This is a genomic window from Paenibacillus sp. J22P169 (genome assembly GCF_059691995.1).
In genome coordinates, this window is the sequence record NZ_JCAUAO010000001.1 from 2,727,548 (window position 1) to 2,745,154 (window position 17,607).

Here is a 17,607-nt window from a genome sequence, read left to right on the forward strand (position 1 = left end):
GTTCTTTGTGTCGGATATTTGGGATGATTGCGTTTTTACATTATAGCGAATAGTTGAAAAGAACTCTTTGGGTGACGCAGGTAAAAATCGTCCCTATATAAGTCAGAATCGTCAGCAGACACATCTATGCTTCGAAAATATAGTAAAGATATAATACTCATACCTTTGGACATAGATTCAAATTACTGTAGAGAAAAGAGGATTTCAATGCACACAACGCTAAAACTAGAATGGCTTTCAGGCTTATCAAAGGATGTACAGCATCAATTATCAGAGCAAGAACAGTTTATTACTTCCAACATTCGTAGTGTTAAAAAGATCGATTTAGATTCAGGCGCATCATTGACGAGCGAAGCACAGGAGTTAGATGAAACCAACTGGTTTTTTGCTCAGTTTACACTTTCAGATATAGATAACCAGTCTCTTGCTAACGTTCAATATGCAAGTCTAGATTTTGGCCTATTCGCAAATCTACGTAAAGTATCCCTCTACTTGGATGGGGTTGAAATTGGTAAATCCAACAATTACGGCTCAGAGTGCAAGTTCGTTGTTCCTAGCAGGATGCTTTTGGAGAACGGTAGACACTCCCTTCTCGCCGTGATCACAGATAGTGTACAGCTCCAAACTTGGATCAAAGGCAGAGGCATGGAGCTTCATACGCCAGAAGGCTTCATTAGTATGCTTCATGAGCTTCCTACCACCGTTCAACTCGTAGCTAAGGATGATCTCGGGCATGTAACAGGAATCCGACGTGACGATAGCAAAATTGTAATTGACTTCGATTCTGGCAGCCAGGGTGTACTTCAGGCATGGAGCCAAGGAGTGTTTCGTTTCACGTTGAATCAAGCAACAGATCCGGCTCAACAGCCGCTGATTGACAAGTTATGTCTCGATGAATTAGACCAGCATCTGCAAGTTGAGCAATGGGGAGATATGGAGCAACTCTATGGTGGTTACGCTATCGCCTTTCAAAATCTGAAAGTTCAAATCACAACAGAACCATTCTCTTTATCGGTTTTCGATTCACAAGAACGCATCTTATTTCGCCAGCATTCTTCTGGTTTAATTAACGGCCAAATAGTAGGAGCAGCAATCGATTTAGCCCCTGACGAGCATATCTTTGGATTAGGAAAAAACGCGACTCCAACCATGGATAAGCGTGGTCAGCGTGAAGATATTTGGGTGAATCACGACTGGATCACCTGTGATATTCCTGTCCCTTTCTACATCAGTACACAAGGTTATGGTCTTTACATGAATAATTCCTTTCATTCTGTCTTTGATATGGGGAAGCTTGTTCCGAATCAAGCCATTGCTTGGGCTATGGGCGGAAAGCTAGATTATTTCTTCATCTATGGTCCAGAACCAAAACAAATTGTATCTAGTTACACTGCTATCACTGGCAGATCCAAGATGATCCCTCGTTGGACTTTCGGATATATGCAGTCCAAAACAGGCATTGATACGACGGATCTCTCGATAAGCACCCTTCAAAAATTTAAGCAGGATGATATACCAATCGACGTATATTGCATTGATCCTGCCTGGCAGAATGATATGTGCGATCTGCAGTGGGACAAGCAAAACTTCCCTGATCCTGCCCTATTCATGAATTTTCTCAAGGAAAACGACATCAAACTTATGCTCTGGACAACGCCATTCGTTAATCAATCTTGCGGCAAATTTGAGGAAGGGGTAAACCAATCGTTCTTCTGCGTAGATAAGGATGGTGCATTCTATCCAATCGTGTGGTGGAAAGGCTTCGGCGCAGGTCTACTTGATTTTTCCCAACCACTTGCGGTCGATTGGTGGCGCGAGCAATTACGTCCACTGCTTGAAATCGGCGTTGACGCACTGAAGATTGATGGCGGAGACGGTGGAGAAGTTCCTGCAACGATTTATAATGCCGAAGGACGTAGCGGCAGTGAATTTCACAACTTATATCCGGTCTATTTTGCCAAGTCTATTTACGAATCGATGCTACAAGAACGTCCTAATGTTCGACCTATCGTGTGGGAGAGAACGGGATTTATCGGCAGCGGCAAATATCCATGCTCTTGGGGTGGGGACCAGAATGGTGATTTTGAGGGGACTCGCGTCTTAATTAAAGCAGGACAAGGTGCTGGACTCATTGGTATCCCCTTTTGGTCACATGATATGGGCGGTTTCGGTGAATGTCCGGGTATGACCGAGGAATACTTGCTACGCTCTTTCCAGTGGGGACTGTGGTCACCTCTATCTCGAGCACATGGACCAAGATCCAATCCTTGGGCGTACAGTGAGATGACTACGGATATTGTCCGTGATCTGATTAAACTACGCTATCGTTTACTTCCTTATTTGTATAGTTTGTCTTATGAGACTGTGAATACTGGCATTCCTATGATGAGAGCAATGATGCTCGAAAACCCTGGGGATCCTGAGACTTATAAAGCGGATTATCAGTACTTCCTAGGTTCTAGCTTCCTTGTAGCTCCGATCTATGAGGAGAGCGGTCATGAGCTGTACACCGCGGTTCGGGATGTTTATTTGCCTGAGGGGGAATGGATTGACTACTGGACTGATCAAGTTTATCAGGGTACTCAAATGATTCGTTATGAGGCTGCACGAGATATTATTCCGCTGTTCGTTCGAAAAGGCGCTATCATTCCGTATACCGAACAAATCAATAACACGTCCGATTATCGAGGTGACCGTTACGAGATTCATCTCTATCCTTCAGAAACGGAAACTAGCTTCAAACTTTATCATGATGACGGATTGAGTTTGGATTATAAGAATGGTGCTTATGACTTGATCCAATTGAGTTGCCGCAAAGAGAAAGATCAAGTTATCGTTAACCTTACAACTGAGCATCATGGCATGCTTGATGAACATCCAACGACAGAATTTCGTTTCATCGTTCATGACTCGGAACTTACATATCACTCTTTAACCATTGAGTATGAAAAAGGGATAAATCGCGAAGTTATATTGACTGCGGACTTCTAATAAACGCTATTATCTTCATAAAAAGATGAATGACCTTACAATAATTCGTAAGGTCATTCATCTTTTTACTATTCATATCAATCCACTTTATTTATCAAATGCAGCTGCTTTAGGTGAATAGACCGAGATAGAGATCACTTTGGCTTTCTGATTTCCAGAAATATCTGGAAGAACCACTCTCAGCTCATAATTCCCTGTTTGATAAATGAGAAGCTGCTGTTTATCTTGGGTAATCGTTTGAGCCGGTTTGCCTAGTACTTGAAGGACATCCCCATAAGTAACAACATTGCCATCCTTAACAGCATCCAACGCGCTGCCACTTAACCGAATTTCATACACGACATCACCATGTCCTGCGGCAAATTCAATCGTACCTTTGCTCATACCAGGCGCATAGGCCTCATATGGGTTACCCGCTGAGGAATCTTTATCAGGTGTTCCCCAGGATGTATGAACATCATCGATCAAGGTCTTACCGACGATAAAGCCAGAAACTCCCTTGGCTTCACCTTTCGCCGATAGATCCTTCATTTGCTTCAAAAGTGAAGCCGCGCTATTAGTTGTTACAGTTCCAGTAGTCGTTGCAGTCGTTGGTTCCTTGACCGTAGGTTGATTATTATCCGCCATAAGATTTGTCGCCGCTTGATTGCTAATGACCGCTATATGATCTAACACCGCATCTTCTTGTTCTTGCGAAGGCAACGTAAAAATAAATTTCAATTGAAACTGCTCATTAAGTTTGTAAGTTAGAATTTCTTCCTTCTGAACGATGTTATCCGTAAAGGCTTGCCCCATTTTGCTCTCGACCTGAGTTAGCTTAATGAGCTGTAAATCTTTATCATAGGACCGAACATCATAGATTTGGTTCCCTTTATTATAACCAAATGCAATCGCCCGATTTGAGTAAGTAGCATAGATGCCATCCCCTGCTGGATTTTCTTGATCCGGCTCTCCCCAAGCTGCTTTCACTTGATCAATAAGTGACGACTGGGCGGCGAATTCGCTGCCTTTCACTTTACCCACTCGCGCAAGCTCAAGGATTGAATCCAATGAATCCTGCTTGCTGGCGTTAGTATCAGGTGAAACAGTAGTTAGTGCCTCCAACTTCGTCTGAGCATGCGTACTTCGTGCCGTCGTCAACGCGACACCACCAATGACCACAATCGTTGCAAGACCTAGAATCGACCAACGGTATGAACCTTTTTTGAATGATTTTATCATATGAATTCTCCTCTTCAGTTGAGCCTTATTTCCCGTGAAGGATGCTGATCCTGGCGTTCGTACAGTGTGCGAGAGTTTCTCCATTAAAGTAATAATCGTTCGCCCATATTCCAATGATCGTTTGGGTTCAATATACGTTAAAACAAGCGCGTCACAGGCTAACTCTTGATCTTCTCTCATTCGCGAATAGGCGTACCAGAGAACTGGATTAAACCAATGAATAAGAAGCAGCATGTAAAATAACCAATTCACCGCAATATCCTTACGTTTCAGATGTGCTAACTCATGCATGAAAATATACTGCAACTGCTCATCACTCATAGCCTCGAACTCGTTAACAGGTAAAAGCAGTTTCGGTTTCATCATGCCGTACAACGATGGGCTCCGTACATCAGTCGATTGCACCAATGTGACGTTCTGTTTGACCGACATTATCTTCTTGGAACGCTCCAGGATCTCCAACAATCGAGTATCGTTCCTATTTATTTTCCCTTTCATGAACCGGTTATGTTGACGTTGGTTCATACCAATTGTGTAAATCATCAGCACCAGAATACCTAAGAGCCAGAGGAAAAGACTGACGGTCTTAACGCTCCATTGAAAGCTTAGCGTTGTTTCGCTAACTTGTGTTTCGGATTGCGATAAGTTGTTGCTTAATTGCCCTATCAGTGAATCCTGACCGGGCTCTCCGCCAGTCATATTCTGAAGCTCAGTTACAAACCTCTTGTTTGGATCAATTGTTTCTGTCTTAAATACAAACACATTGTCAAGATGAGGTAGATTGTAAATGCTTAGGATATTGGGAGGATCCCAGGGTACAGCCAGCTTAATAATCACTAAAATCCACAAGGCGTACTGCCATCTTGGTTTAAGCCGGTCTCGCAATAGCCATTTGGCCAAAAGAATCAACGTAACGATAACGCCAGCCATCATAGAGGTAGTTAGCACCCATTGAAATCCTACTTGAAGGTCGTGCATCACCAAAGTCAAACGCCTCCCTCTTCCCACTTGGTGCATGTGGAATCGGACAAGTTACATCGGTTTCTTCTCGTCCAAAATTTTCTTCAACTCTTCAATGTCTTCCGTCGATAATTTCTCTTCTCTCAAAAAATGAACAAGCCACGGAGATGGTCCCATTCCGACAATTCGTTTCATAAAGGACTGCGTCTCCTTCATAACACAGTCTTCCTGACTGACAAGCGGGTAATATTCATAATTGCGTATCCCCTGTTGATAGGCGATAACTTGCTTCTGGACTAACCGATTTAGCATCGTCCGTATCGTCTTATTGCTCCAATCAGTTGACTCTTCAAGTGCTTCAATAATTTCATTCGCCGTGCAAGAAGCTCTGGACCAAAGTACTCGCATGACCTGCCATTCGGCTTCTGAAATCTTAGGTGTTTCTTTCATTGACATACCACCTTTATCGCCAGATAATAGATTACACTTGTAATCTGCATATTTATATATTACAAGTGTAATCTGTGATTGTCAACTTTCATTCGATGCTACAAAAACCATGGGGGAATTCCAAAGACTAATGTTTATATCAATCGGTACCACGGAAGACGTGACAGTGGCGCATCTACTTTTCGCAAGCACGGGCCGATTACTGTGCTACCATCATCTCCTTGCCATGTACCGGATGGGAACACGATGGTTCGACTACGCGCGCCTTTCACGACAATTGGAGCGACGAGAATGCGATCACCTAGCATGAACTGGTCGGTTATCTGCTCATAACCGTCTTCCGGAAATACATAGGCCATATGCCGAATGATCGGCTCTCCCGTATGTGCTGCGTGATGAGCAAGGCTCAAGATCGTTTTGCCAAACGCTTCATGCAACTTAGCTGCATCCACGCAGAATGCCAAATGCTCCCGGTCGAGCACACGCCAAGGTGCGGTAGAAAATTGCATCATCGGAAATAACGCCGAACATTGGGCGTAACGGACGAACAGCTCTTGATCGAGCATATAGTACGGATTATTCTCAACATCGCCGATTTGACCGCCGCCGATCATATCCGGACATGTGAAGGCGTATCCAGCAAGCCCTTGCGCCAAACTGTTCGGCATCAGCGATGCGAGGCCATCCCGATTCCAGCTGTGGTTTTTGTCAGCGAGCCGCTGTACGAGTGGAAGCCCTGCGCTTTTCCAGCAGGCCCGGTATTCGTTCAGTGGATATCTCCGTCCGATCTTCGCCCAAGCCTCGCAGTGGTTGTTCGGGTGGAGCTGCACGAAACTTTTATCAGACACACGGTAAAATTGCGGGTCCCCGGCATCGAATTTAAAACCGTCTATCCCGTAGTCATTCATCAGCTTCTTCAACTCACCTTCATACCACGCAACGGCCGCGTCGTTCGTACAATCGAGTACGGCACTGTAGCCATTCCACCAACGACGGATCGCGGTTTCTCCGTGTTCGTCCTTAAGCAAATAGCCCTCCCGCTCCAAATAACGAAAATTAGCAGCGTTGTCTGGACTTATGAACGGACACGTCCACAACATCACTTTAAAGCCAAGTTGGTGTAGCTTGTCCGTCATCGCTTTCGGATCAGGAAAACGGTCGTAGCGAAACTTCCATACTCCATAATCTTCCATCCAATTGTCGTCGATCATAATAACGCCTGGCGGCATACCACTGGTGAGTACACTTTCCGCATAAGAAAGTGTCTTCTCCTGGGTTGGTTCATACTGGAGTTCGATCCATAAGTTATACTGCGGCATCGTAAAAAAGAGCTCCTCTGGAACTGAACCGAAAGGAGGAAAATGCGACTTAGCCGCTGCTAGGAACGTTTCCCGCAAGTTACCGCGGCGTTCACTGAACACAAGGTCTCCGCTCTCACTTTCCACCGTAAGCTGGCCTTCTGCAAAGTTGAAACGAATCGGCTCATCCGACCATATATAGCGCCCTTTATTCGATATAAGCAGCGGGACAGCTTGATTGCTTCTCCCCTCGCGAATCAAATCTCTTGTATGCTCCACCTCTCCGAACGGCATGAGAAGCCCGTCATCGATATCTCCTCCCCACCAAAACTCACCTTCGTACCTCTCAATTTCAAGTCGCTTCTGTCCCATCCTTTTTTTCCTGCTCCTTTCCCCTGCTTTTCTTATTTCATTCAAAAGCTTCCCTTCTGTTACATCATAGGATACAATCAGGAATTAAATATACCGCCGTTCTTGCGATTTTATTACACAATCTTGCGGTTAGGAGGGAATAAGGTTGACGACTGAGGGATCCAACCAATACATGATGATGCTAAGCGATATTTATCCTTTCAATATGTTTGTTCCTGAATGCTCCAGCATAACGATATTCCCCCCACATTGGCATGAAAAATGCTTGGAAATCATTTTATTTGTCGAGGGTACCGCTGAACTGCACATCGGGGGCTTATCGTATACCGCTGCCTCCGGGGATCTTTTTCTAATAGAGGAAGGACTCATTCACAGCGGGTATGCCATTGACGTGATGCCTCGCTATTATACAATCTTGCTCGATAGGCACCGAATGGTCGGTTCCGATCTAAGCAGCGTCGAGTATGGAACCTTTCTGACTGGCAAGCTGTTTTTGCCGGCCCTGCTTCAGCTGGGTCATGCACATTACGATGTGTTGAAGCGGATTGTTACCGCCGTTATCGAGGAATTCACCAATCGCGAACAGGGTTTTGAGCCAGCCGTCAAATCGCACCTTCACATTTTACTGACACAGCTTGCCCGCTATTATGGCTCATCTTCCGATGACAACCTTCGTAAGCAGGAAGCCTACCGGCGCAAAGCAGAACGATTGAAAGACGTCATTTCATTCGTAGATCGAAACTATCAAGAAAAGATTACGGTGGGCCAAGCTGCCGCTATCGCCAAGATGAGTCCGTACCATTTCTGCAGGGTATTCAAGGATGCGGTTGGCCGTACGTTCAATGAATACGTGCAGCTTTACCGAGTTGGTAAAGCAGAGGAATTAATTAGAGAAACCGACCTGCCGATCACGAGGATCGCTGAACAGGCCGGTTTCGGTACGATTCATTATTTGGACGAGCTATTTAAACGGCATCGTGGCTGCACACCGATGCAATTCCGAAAGCGGGAACATTGACTGCATTTTTCCACTCACCTGGAGTTGCACTTTTTAAAGCCATTTCTCAAAACTAAATCAGACAAGCCTGTCATTAAGAAATTAAGATAACAGGCTCATTTCATTATTTTGTTTACTTGATCATTACATTGTCAATCTGCACGGATCCCCCCATGAGCCCAAAGCAAATTTTCCGCTTGAGTAGCTCGAGTCATTGAATTTTAACGATGCAGTAGCAGAATTATTGAAGTACACCTTGATATTAGACCCGTTTGTAACAATCTTCAGATGGTACCACTGCCCGACCACAAAAGTGAAAGGCGAAGCCTAAAGCACCGCGTATGGGAATTTGTACAGCTTGATCACACTGCTGTTGGAATGTAGAGCGACTCCATAGGCTTGGCTTCCAGGGTTATCCGCGCTATTTTAAGAGTTCCGCTGTTGAAATCGTCGGCAAACAGGATATTGGTCTTGGCTACAACATTGTCGAAATGCACCATGCCGTTCTAAGCGCCAACAGCGAACTTGCCAGCAGCATAAGACGAATCGCTCACATCAATAATCGGCGCAGGTCGCTTTCTCTTTACATTTCTATTACAAAGCGAGAACATTCTAGGCTTGATAAATTGTTATTTCCCCTAAAACATACCACCCTGCAACCATCTTATCATTCAGAATGGCCAACTGAATCTCTGGCTTAGATCCTGCATCACGATTGACAATGGCAACCCCGAAATCATATGTACCTAATGGAATTCCATCAAAAGAAATGGATGTATTATATCGGTAGGTTTGACCTTTTAACCAATCTGACGGCTCCGCTGTATCCGTTAACTGAGAAACTAGCTTACCTGTATTCCTATCAATTAAAGCGAAGGAAGGTTTATATTTATTACGCCAATTAGCTATATTATTAGGAAGCTTCCCTATCCCCGTATTCTTCCACTCATGAACAATCGAATAGTTTACAGTGGTTACCGCAAACCCAGGATATTCGACTGACACGGGTACAAAACGATATCCCCCATTTATAGCAAAGTCCTCCACAAGGTCAGGAGCGATTTGCGTCCATAATGAAGCATCTTCTGGATATCTCAAGTCGAGCGTATTGGCATGGAGCTCCATTGCATCACTAATTACGTTCTTCATCATATCCCGAAGCGTGGGAAACCCGTCCCCTTGATACCATTCTTCTCGCCACGCAAAGCCATGATAACAATTCTCTGCGAATACCGGAATATTCGGCCAATACGCCGCCAACTTTTCCTTGTCCTTCTGTTTAAACCAGAGGGGGCTTCCGAAGCTATCCCGACGAATCAGGTATCCTTTCTCCCTTAGCGCCCAGTCTTGCAAAGTTAAATCAAACGTATTCTCACCATACTGTGCTCCTAACAACACTCTTTTGAAGTGGAACGCGTAAAGATTGGTAATCCATTCGAACACTTGCTTTTTTTGGACCGCCGTTAAATAGTCAACATTGTGCATCTCCCCCCACCACCCTAAGCCTTGGGCATCAATATAATCGACAATGGTAGGATCATCATAGACATCAGCAAAAGCCTTGACGAAATTGGAAAATTTCTCTTGAAATATTGCATCATATAAATTAGGTGTCAAGAACGTCGAGTCGTTATCATTGTTATTATATCCCTGGGCTCCAGCTTTGAAGACAAAGGATGGAGTCGCCTGTACAAAAGCATCCTTACTGTCCACATATACACGAAAAGCTAGCTTTAATCCTCTCTCTAAAGCCAACCGTATGAGTAACTGGAAGTTGGCATCTTGATTCCATGCATAGCATCCCTCTTCAGGTTCTAACAGAGTCCATGGTAATCTGATGTAGAAAATGCTAGCCCTGTTTACATTCGAATCCTGCTTAGTCCAATACTCTCTAGCATCCGGCATTCCGGTTATCTCTCCCATTAAGAAAGCATCAATGTAGAGTACCCAGCCCATAGCAGGATTTCGAATAAAACGATCTTTATCTTCTATAGGATGGTGAATAATTACTTTATCCAAAACCTACACGCCCTTTTTCAATAAATTCAACTTAATCCAAAGCTCTTCATAGCAGTTAGTCTCTTAACTTCTCTTTAATTCTCTCATTTACCCATTCTCTCATAGACAATATCCATCTAGTCTTCCTAGGATAATCGCCGAATGTGATATTATTGGATTGTATTATTGAGCATAAATCGGTTTGATACAACGCTCTTTTCTTGCCAGTTATTCGTCCTGTACGTAACGTGTAAATACCATTCGCCATTCACACCATCTAGTGATATCGTGATGCCGTTCATAAACGGAGTCCTTCCCCTTCTACAGCTGTACTGTTTGTAGACCATTGATATTTCAATGTTTCAACATCTATGTCCGCATCGTAGAATGTTACTTCAGTCGAAACTTTATTTGAAGGAACGGTGTTACCGTTTACGCTGAATGCTCCATTGTAAGCAGTCACATTATCGAATTGAACGTTTCCGATATATACCCCTAAACCAAACTGTTTCGATGTATACGAAGAATCGTTGAACTCCAACACCGGTGCTTCAGATCGGTTGACATACACTTTAATATTGGAAAACTAAGTTTGTCATAATAGAAACTCTCTCTCCCTTACAACTGTCTATTCTTTAACGCTTCCAAGTGTAATTCCTTTTGTAAAATGCTTCTGTAAGAATGGGTATACCATCATAATTGGCAGGGCTCCCAAGAAGATTTGCGCCGTTCTTAAAGTTTTATCGCTTAAATTTTGCAGCAAGCTCAAATCATCTGAAGTTATACTGGCTTTATTCAACGAATTTACTAGTGTTGATAAATAAGTTTGCAGCGGGTATTGTTCCGGTGAGTTTAAATATAAAATTCCATCAAACCAAGAGTTCCAATGGCCTACAACCGTAAACAGAAATATAGTTGCAAGAGCCGGCTTGGAAACAGGCAAACAAATCTTCCACAATAGCGACCAATGACCAGCACCATCCATCAAAGCCGCTTCCTGCATGTCTTTTGAAATATTCCTAAAAAAATTAACCAACATGACCATATTCCATACATTTAAAGCGCCAGGCAGAATAAGTGCCCATATCGTATCCAATATCCCAGTTTCCTTCACCACAATGTAGGTAGGTATTAAGCCGCCTCCAAAAAACATTGTAATTGCAAAAAACCATACGTAGTACGTTCGAAAACGGAATTGAGTCACTTCTTTTGATATGGGGTACGCCGTTAATATAACCAGGAACATGTTAATAATGGTCCCCAGGACAACTCTTTCAATTGAGATCCTCAATGATCGGATAAACTCTACTTTTTGCCCTAAATATTGATAAGCATCCAGCGTAAAGCCTACAGGCCATAACTTCACCTCAGCAGCAATCGCTGCTGTATTGGAGCTTAGTGAAATAGCAAGAAGATGAACAAACGGTACAATCCCGATAAAGGTAATGAAAATTAATATAAGTGTATTTAAAGTAATAAATATTTTTCTTGAAAAGGATACTTTATAGAACACATTGATCACCTTACCTTACTAGAATATTCTGTATTTGGTGAGCTTATAGGCTAGAATGTATGAAACTCCTACTAGAACCATAGAGATAAACGATTTAAACAAACCTATTGCTGCCGCAGGTCCATATTGCTGATCAAACAATCCGATTCTGTAGACGAAGGTGTCTATAATATCAGAACTGCTATATACAAGAGGGTTGTATAAAATCAGAATTTGCTCAAATCCCGCATTTAAAACGCCCCCTAAACTTAAAGTAGCCATTAAAATAATAATGGGTGCCATGCCGGGTAAGGTAATGTGTATCGCTTGTTTCCATTTTCCCGCTCCGTCAACAATTGCTGCTTCATATAAATTGGGATTGATTCCAGCTATCGCCGCGAGAAAAATTATCATATTGTAACCCATGCCTTTCCAGACATCCGAGCTGATCAGAATGGTTCGAAACCATCCGCCATTGCCCATAAACATGATAGGTTCGGAACCTACTAATGAAACAAGGCTATTTACAGGACCTCTTAAAGAAAAAATCTCAAATAGTACGCCGCCTAACACCGTCCAAGATAAAAAAAACGGGAGAAACACGCTCGTCTGCACAAAATTTTTGAACCATGCACTTCGAAGCTCGTTTAATAACAAAGCTAATACTAGGGGGACTATCAGTCCCAATACAATTTTGAGTACCGCAATAATCAGTGTGTTCCAGACAACTTGCTTAAAATCCGGAAGGTTGAACACATATTCAAAATTTTTCAAACCTATCCATTTCGACCCGAAAAAACCAAGGGAAGGCTTAAATTTTTGAAATGCCATTACAATTCCGAACATGGGACCATAAGAATAAATCAATGTCAATATAATCCCGGGTAATAGCATCAGATGCAGAGGTGATTCTACCTTGAAATGTTTGAGACCGTAAGATTTCCCTTTCATTTGACACTCCTCCAACAAGATGTATTTCTGAAAATGCGCATGCTAAAGTAAAGGGGAGATGTGTATCCCCCCCTCCATGATTCAAAACTCTTATTATTTCTTCGATTGTTTAGCGTACCATTCGTTGACTTCTTTCGTTATTTCGTTGCCACCAAGTTTGCCCCAGCTTTCGGCATATTTATCGAACTCGTCCACAGATGCCGATCCTACAATAATCTTAGTAAATGTTTCGTCTGTCAATTTGTCGAGCGAAGCACCTTTCTCGATTTGAGTCGGAGTCGGAGTTCCTGAATATTCGTTAAATACAACCGGATTCTCCTTAAGTTTCTTTGTCATTCCCCATCCACCGTTTTCACTTACACGGCTGGTATAGTGCCCCCATGCACTTTGGTCTCCTGCTAGAAATTTAGTTGCTGTCGAATATAGCCCTACCTTTAAACTCTCAGTCAGTGTGCTTGGGTCGTTTGCTTTTAGAGCCTTATTCACTGCAAGGTAATCATCTTGAATGGCAGTTGGGTTATAAAACCGCGGCTCGAACCAATTATATACAAACCCGTTTGCTGGTGTATTAATCTCTTTGTATTCAGGCTTCTCCATTTCAAGATAGAAATTTGCCATTTTTACTAAAGCTTCAGGGTTTTTCATATTTTTATTCGCTACAAGCACTTTATCCAATTTAAGTTTGGCTACTAGATTCTTTCCTTCTTTCCCCTCGAATGAAGGTATCAAATAAGGTTGCCAATCAGCTTTAGGATCTTTATCACGATTCAAGTTTAAAGGCCACTCTGGGTACCACCATTCACCGAATGAAATACCCACTTTACCAGCAACAACGTCCTCAACGACTTTATCAATATCCTTAAATGCGAATTCTTTATCCAATATCCCTTTCTTGTACCAGGATTGGAACCTCCCTAGCGCTTTCTTCGTTTCAGGAAGGGTTTCTCCGGCGACAAGCTTGCCATCACTACCTTTTATCCATGCTTTAGGATACGAGCCCATACTATAGAATGCACCTCTGGCATCAAATCCCCAAGTAATTAATTGTTTATTCATTGTAATACCGTAAGTATCATCTTTACTGTTCTGATCCGGATCCTTGTGAACAAACGCCTCCGCTACTTTTTCTAATTCTTCAATGGATGTAGGAACTTCCAAATTCAAGTTTTTCAACCAATCCTTACGAATCCATAACAGTTGAGATGATGTAAAAGGGTCACCGAAATTCGGTAATCCTAGAATTTTTCCGTCGGAGTCCGTAAACATTTTTAACGCTACTCCTCCATCTTGTTCCACATATTTCTTTAATGTCGAGGATGCATATTTATTATAGGCTTCTGTTAAATCTGCCAGCATGTCGTCTTCTTTAAATTTTTCATAGTCACTGGCACCGATTGCCATGATATCTGGTAGATCACCTGAAGCAACAGCCAGAGAAAATTTTTGTTGAAACTGATCCGATGGTACAGTCCACATATATTTCAAATCGATATTCAGCATTTCTTTTAATTTACTAACATAACCGTTTGTTTCAGGAGTGATGTTCGCAGGTGTTTTAGGATCTTGTGGCGGACCAAAACCAAGAACTTCTGTAACCTTTACAGGCTCTGTATATTTCTCTAAAGGAACCACTGGTGCATTTGAATCCACCTTTTGATTGTTTTTTTCTGTTTGTGATGGTGAATCGACTTTTAGTGATTGATTGGGATTTCCATTATTATTGTTATCACATGCTGCAAGTAATACGCTTACTGAAAGACAAGCTGCTAGCGAAATATTTAATAAGGCTCTTTTCAATGCGCTTCCCCCTTAAATTGTAAGTAATCTCGAGAATTACAATTCTAATTGTAGATTCAGAAGATACCGCTTACAATCGCTTTATCTTTACATTACTTTCTTTTGGTTTACATCCTGTTATTTTCACAATCTATCTTTATACTCTTGAGGTGTCATACCCGTCATTTTTTTAAAGTAAATCGCAAAATACGATGGCGATGTAAATCCAATCTGAGTGGCAATGTCTTGTATTTTCATTCTCGTGTCCGTTAGCATCGCTTTGGCAGCCTTTAGCCTGGATGCTTGAATATACTCAGAAATGTTACTGCCTGTCTGTTGCTTATAATAACGTGAGAAGTAGGAAGGATTCATAAATACAAAATCAGCCATTTTAATAAGAGACAGATTCTCTCCTAAATTCTCATCAATATATCGATGAATTTTCTGTATTATATTATGTTGGCCACTTTCATTGGTTTGATTATCCGATAATCTCTCTTCATCTCTGAACGCTTGAGGAATATAGGCTTGGCTATCCTCCATACTTTTTAATGCAAGTTGTATAAGATCATTATTTCTCTTCTCTGCATCCAGCTTGTGAATAACATCTTGTAAAGCTGCAATGAGCGTTGTATCATCTTCATGTTTCAATATATAATGTTCTACATTCTTCTGGATTGCTGCATAAGCATATTCAAACTCACTGTATCCCGTCAGAAATATGATTTTACACTTCGGCCAATAGAACAATACCTCATCTAATAACTGCAACCCGTTTTTCTCCGGCATACGAATATCACTTAATACAATGTCTACTTTAGTTTGTTGAATTATTTCGACTGCACGAATAGCCGATGTTGTTTTCCAAATATCCAGATCCAATCCGCTTTCGCCAAACATTTGCGCTAAACCATCTACAATCGCCGGTTCATCATCAACAATTAATAATCTATACATATGTCTTCCCTCCGTAAGGTATATTGAATTCGACCTTCAATCCGCCTAAGGTGCTGCGTGATATATTTAAGCTACTCTCATCCCCATACTTAAGCCATATCCGTCTCGCTACATTCAACATGCCGGTCTTCTCAATGACTCCCGATAAGTCGCTTAGTTGTTCTCTCAAATGATCTATTTGCCCATCCGATACAAATACACCATCATCCTCAATAGTTAGAACCACTCGGCTGATCTCATCTCTGATCCGTATACACAAGGTCCCACCCTCTATACTTTGATCGAAAGCGTGTTCAAACGCATTCTCAATAATAGGCTGAAGGATCAGCCGTGGAACCATCGTAAGGCCAAGATGAGATGGCAGCTCATCATATTGGATCGAAATCCGATTTGAGAAACGAATTCGTTGAATTTCACAATAATCCAATGCATTCTTATATTCCATCTGCATTTGAACATCATCAGAGCCGCTTCGGGTAATAAAGTGATAATAACTGGAAAGCTTCTGTGCTAGAATCGCAGCCGTATCCTTATCACCTGACTTACAGAATCTATAAATATTATAAAATCCGTTATACAAGAAGTGTGGGTTAATTTGGGATTGAAGCTGTTTAAGTTCAGATTGCTGAAGTGCGATTTTCTGTTCATAGTTTTGTTGTATAGAAGTTTTTAACTTATCCAGCATGCTGTCAAAGCTCTCATAGAGGTAAACAAATTCATTACCATTGGTTAATGATATGGGCACATGAAGATGATCAATTTCCGTTTTTCGAAAAGCCTGCATTAATTTATGAAGAGGTCTATGAATCATTCGATTGACAGAAATAGAGAACAGAAATATGACAATAATAGAAAAAATAGAAAGAAAAAAGAACCAATAGTTGAACTTTCTAAGCGGCCCTGTTAATTCTTCATCAGAGACATAGGTGTACAATTTCCAACCGAATGTGTTCAGCTTAGTAAGCGTTACATAATAGGTACCGTTGTCGGTCTTCATCGATATGGGATTGGACAAATCATCGACTTCAATTTTAGCGACACCTTCCGTTATGGACTTTATAATAGATACATCCGATTGCTCACTGATAACGGGAACATTCATGAATTCGTCTATAATCGCTATTCCTGCATTGTTGCTGCGCATAACAAGTTGTTGTAATGTTTGCTTAAATCTTATGACGGACAATTCCAAATAACAGATGAGACTTCCATTATTGGATGTAGTAATAATTGTAAGCTTGTCGTCAGAATAATAAATTTTCCTGCCCTTATTTCCTTCTATCTTTTCTTGAAGAACGTTCCACTCCTGATTAGGCAACTTTGTAACCCCTCCACCAGTGGAAATAGTTTTACCGTAAGATTTAATATAAACCCCCGTATTTATAATAAACGGACTTGCATTCTGAATCATTGCCAATTGATCATTCATTTTCTCTACGATTTGAATCTCTTCATATACATCCAATTCCTTCCCCTGAAAGCTTAGTTTCTGCAAATCAGAATTTGTCAGAAATTGAAGCTGTTGACTACGAATAAAGTCCATTTGGTACTGTAGTTGTGCAGCATAGAAATTAGCATTAGATTGATTGGAACTCATGACTTGATTTTTCACAAACGAAAAAGCTAAATAATTAATTCCCATACTGATGGCATACACCGGGATTATGAGGATAAGAAAAACAAATAATATTTTATGACGAACATACAATTTGGATTGTCTCTGAGTCACTAGCAAGCCTCCTATACAACATAAGCCCGCTACCCAAATAACCAGGATAACAGGCTCAAAATAAATAACAACTATAATTTTAAGTAAAGAATATAACATATACAATATCTTTATTTTTACAATTCTATTAATTGGTTTACCAATTAACTTTCATTCCTCCAACCTTATGATGTACATTGTCAGTTTTCTATCAAGAGCTTACAAGAGCTTTGACAAAGAGCAAGAGCCCTTGGAGGAAATGATATTGCGGGAGGCTAGAGTCTCGCCATTATCTGTTAACATTATTTTCTTTTTATAACAAACGCGAGAAGGATTTTGTAGAATTGCTGTAACATATCCTAGATGATGCCAATCTGGAGGAAGTACAGTGCAGCATCAAGGAGTTGGACAATCTGCATCCGAGTCAAGGGTTGGT

The 17,607-nt window shown here is 41.6% G+C and carries 12 protein-coding genes; 2 read left to right on the top strand and 10 right to left on the bottom strand.

Annotation, left to right across the window (positions count from 1 at the left end; translation table 11 throughout):
• Window positions 1-207: 207 nt before the first annotated feature.
• Window positions 208-2,991, top strand: a complete 2,784-nt coding sequence (locus AC58QG_RS12505) for a glycoside hydrolase family 31 protein (protein WP_497362350.1) — start codon at window positions 208-210, stop codon at window positions 2,989-2,991.
• Window positions 2,992-3,078: 87 nt separating this feature from the next.
• On the opposite strand, the gene AC58QG_RS12510 is transcribed toward AC58QG_RS12505, so the two are convergent.
• The 3 genes from AC58QG_RS12510 to AC58QG_RS12520 all read right to left on the bottom strand — a co-directional run bounded on the left by AC58QG_RS12510 (window position 3,079) and on the right by AC58QG_RS12520 (window position 7,292).
• A complete protein-coding gene (locus tag AC58QG_RS12510; RefSeq protein ID WP_497362847.1) occupies window positions 3,079-5,193 on the bottom strand; it encodes a M56 family metallopeptidase in 2,115 nt (704 codons plus the stop codon).
• A 51-nt stretch (window positions 5,194-5,244) separates the two neighbouring features.
• Window positions 5,245-5,622 carry a BlaI/MecI/CopY family transcriptional regulator gene (locus AC58QG_RS12515; protein ID WP_497288060.1) on the bottom strand — a complete coding sequence of 126 codons (378 nt, stop codon included), beginning with the start codon at window positions 5,620-5,622 and terminating at the stop codon, window positions 5,245-5,247.
• Window positions 5,623-5,756: 134 nt separating this feature from the next.
• Window positions 5,757-7,292 carry a glycoside hydrolase family 31 protein gene (locus AC58QG_RS12520; RefSeq protein ID WP_497362351.1) on the bottom strand — a complete coding sequence of 512 codons (1,536 nt, stop codon included), beginning with the start codon at window positions 7,290-7,292 and terminating at the stop codon, window positions 5,757-5,759.
• 145 nt (window positions 7,293-7,437) lie between these two features.
• Here AC58QG_RS12520 and AC58QG_RS12525 point away from each other — a divergent pair, with 145 nt between their 5' ends.
• Complete coding sequence (locus AC58QG_RS12525) at window positions 7,438-8,310, top strand: helix-turn-helix domain-containing protein (protein ID WP_497362352.1); 873 nt, start codon at window positions 7,438-7,440, stop codon at window positions 8,308-8,310.
• A gap of 591 nt (window positions 8,311-8,901) precedes the next feature.
• On the opposite strand, the gene AC58QG_RS12530 is transcribed toward AC58QG_RS12525, so the two are convergent.
• From AC58QG_RS12530 to AC58QG_RS12560, 7 genes are all read right to left on the bottom strand, one after another.
• The gene (locus AC58QG_RS12530; protein ID WP_497362353.1) at window positions 8,902-10,308 is read right to left on the bottom strand and encodes a hypothetical protein; all 1,407 of its coding nucleotides are present in this window, start codon (window positions 10,306-10,308) and stop codon (window positions 8,902-8,904) included.
• Between the two features lie 277 nt (window positions 10,309-10,585).
• Window positions 10,586-10,858, bottom strand: a complete 273-nt coding sequence (locus AC58QG_RS12535; protein WP_497362354.1) for a hypothetical protein — start codon at window positions 10,856-10,858, stop codon at window positions 10,586-10,588.
• A 57-nt stretch (window positions 10,859-10,915) separates the two neighbouring features.
• Complete coding sequence (locus AC58QG_RS12540; protein WP_497362355.1) at window positions 10,916-11,800, bottom strand: carbohydrate ABC transporter permease; 885 nt, start codon at window positions 11,798-11,800, stop codon at window positions 10,916-10,918.
• An 18-nt stretch (window positions 11,801-11,818) separates the two neighbouring features.
• Window positions 11,819-12,730 (bottom strand): ABC transporter permease, encoded by a 912-nt coding sequence (locus AC58QG_RS12545; protein WP_497362356.1) that lies wholly within the window; start codon window positions 12,728-12,730, stop codon window positions 11,819-11,821.
• A 93-nt stretch (window positions 12,731-12,823) separates the two neighbouring features.
• The gene (locus AC58QG_RS12550; RefSeq protein WP_497362357.1) at window positions 12,824-14,527 is read right to left on the bottom strand and encodes an extracellular solute-binding protein; all 1,704 of its coding nucleotides are present in this window, start codon (window positions 14,525-14,527) and stop codon (window positions 12,824-12,826) included.
• Window positions 14,528-14,650: 123 nt separating this feature from the next.
• Entirely contained in the window at window positions 14,651-15,463 is an 813-nt protein-coding gene (locus AC58QG_RS12555) for a response regulator transcription factor (RefSeq protein ID WP_497362358.1), read from the bottom strand.
• The gene (locus AC58QG_RS12560) at window positions 15,456-17,192 is read right to left on the bottom strand and encodes a sensor histidine kinase (protein WP_497362359.1); all 1,737 of its coding nucleotides are present in this window, start codon (window positions 17,190-17,192) and stop codon (window positions 15,456-15,458) included. Before AC58QG_RS12560 ends, AC58QG_RS12555 begins: the two co-directional genes overlap by 8 nt.
• Window positions 17,193-17,607 lie beyond the last annotated feature (415 nt).

Bases quoted from the DNA above. Each gene is read 5' to 3' on its own strand.
- AC58QG_RS12505 (WP_497362350.1), top strand. From the start codon at position 208: ATGCACACAACGCTAAAACTAGAATGGCTTTCAGGCTTATCAAAGGAT.
- AC58QG_RS12515 (WP_497288060.1), bottom strand. From the start codon at position 5,622: ATGAAAGAAACACCTAAGATTTCAGAAGCCGAATGGCAGGTCATGCGA.
- AC58QG_RS12520 (WP_497362351.1), bottom strand. From the start codon at position 7,292: ATGGGACAGAAGCGACTTGAAATTGAGAGGTACGAAGGTGAGTTTTGG.
- AC58QG_RS12545 (WP_497362356.1), bottom strand. From the start codon at position 12,730: ATGAAAGGGAAATCTTACGGTCTCAAACATTTCAAGGTAGAATCACCT.
- AC58QG_RS12555 (WP_497362358.1), bottom strand. From the start codon at position 15,463: ATGTATAGATTATTAATTGTTGATGATGAACCGGCGATTGTAGATGGT.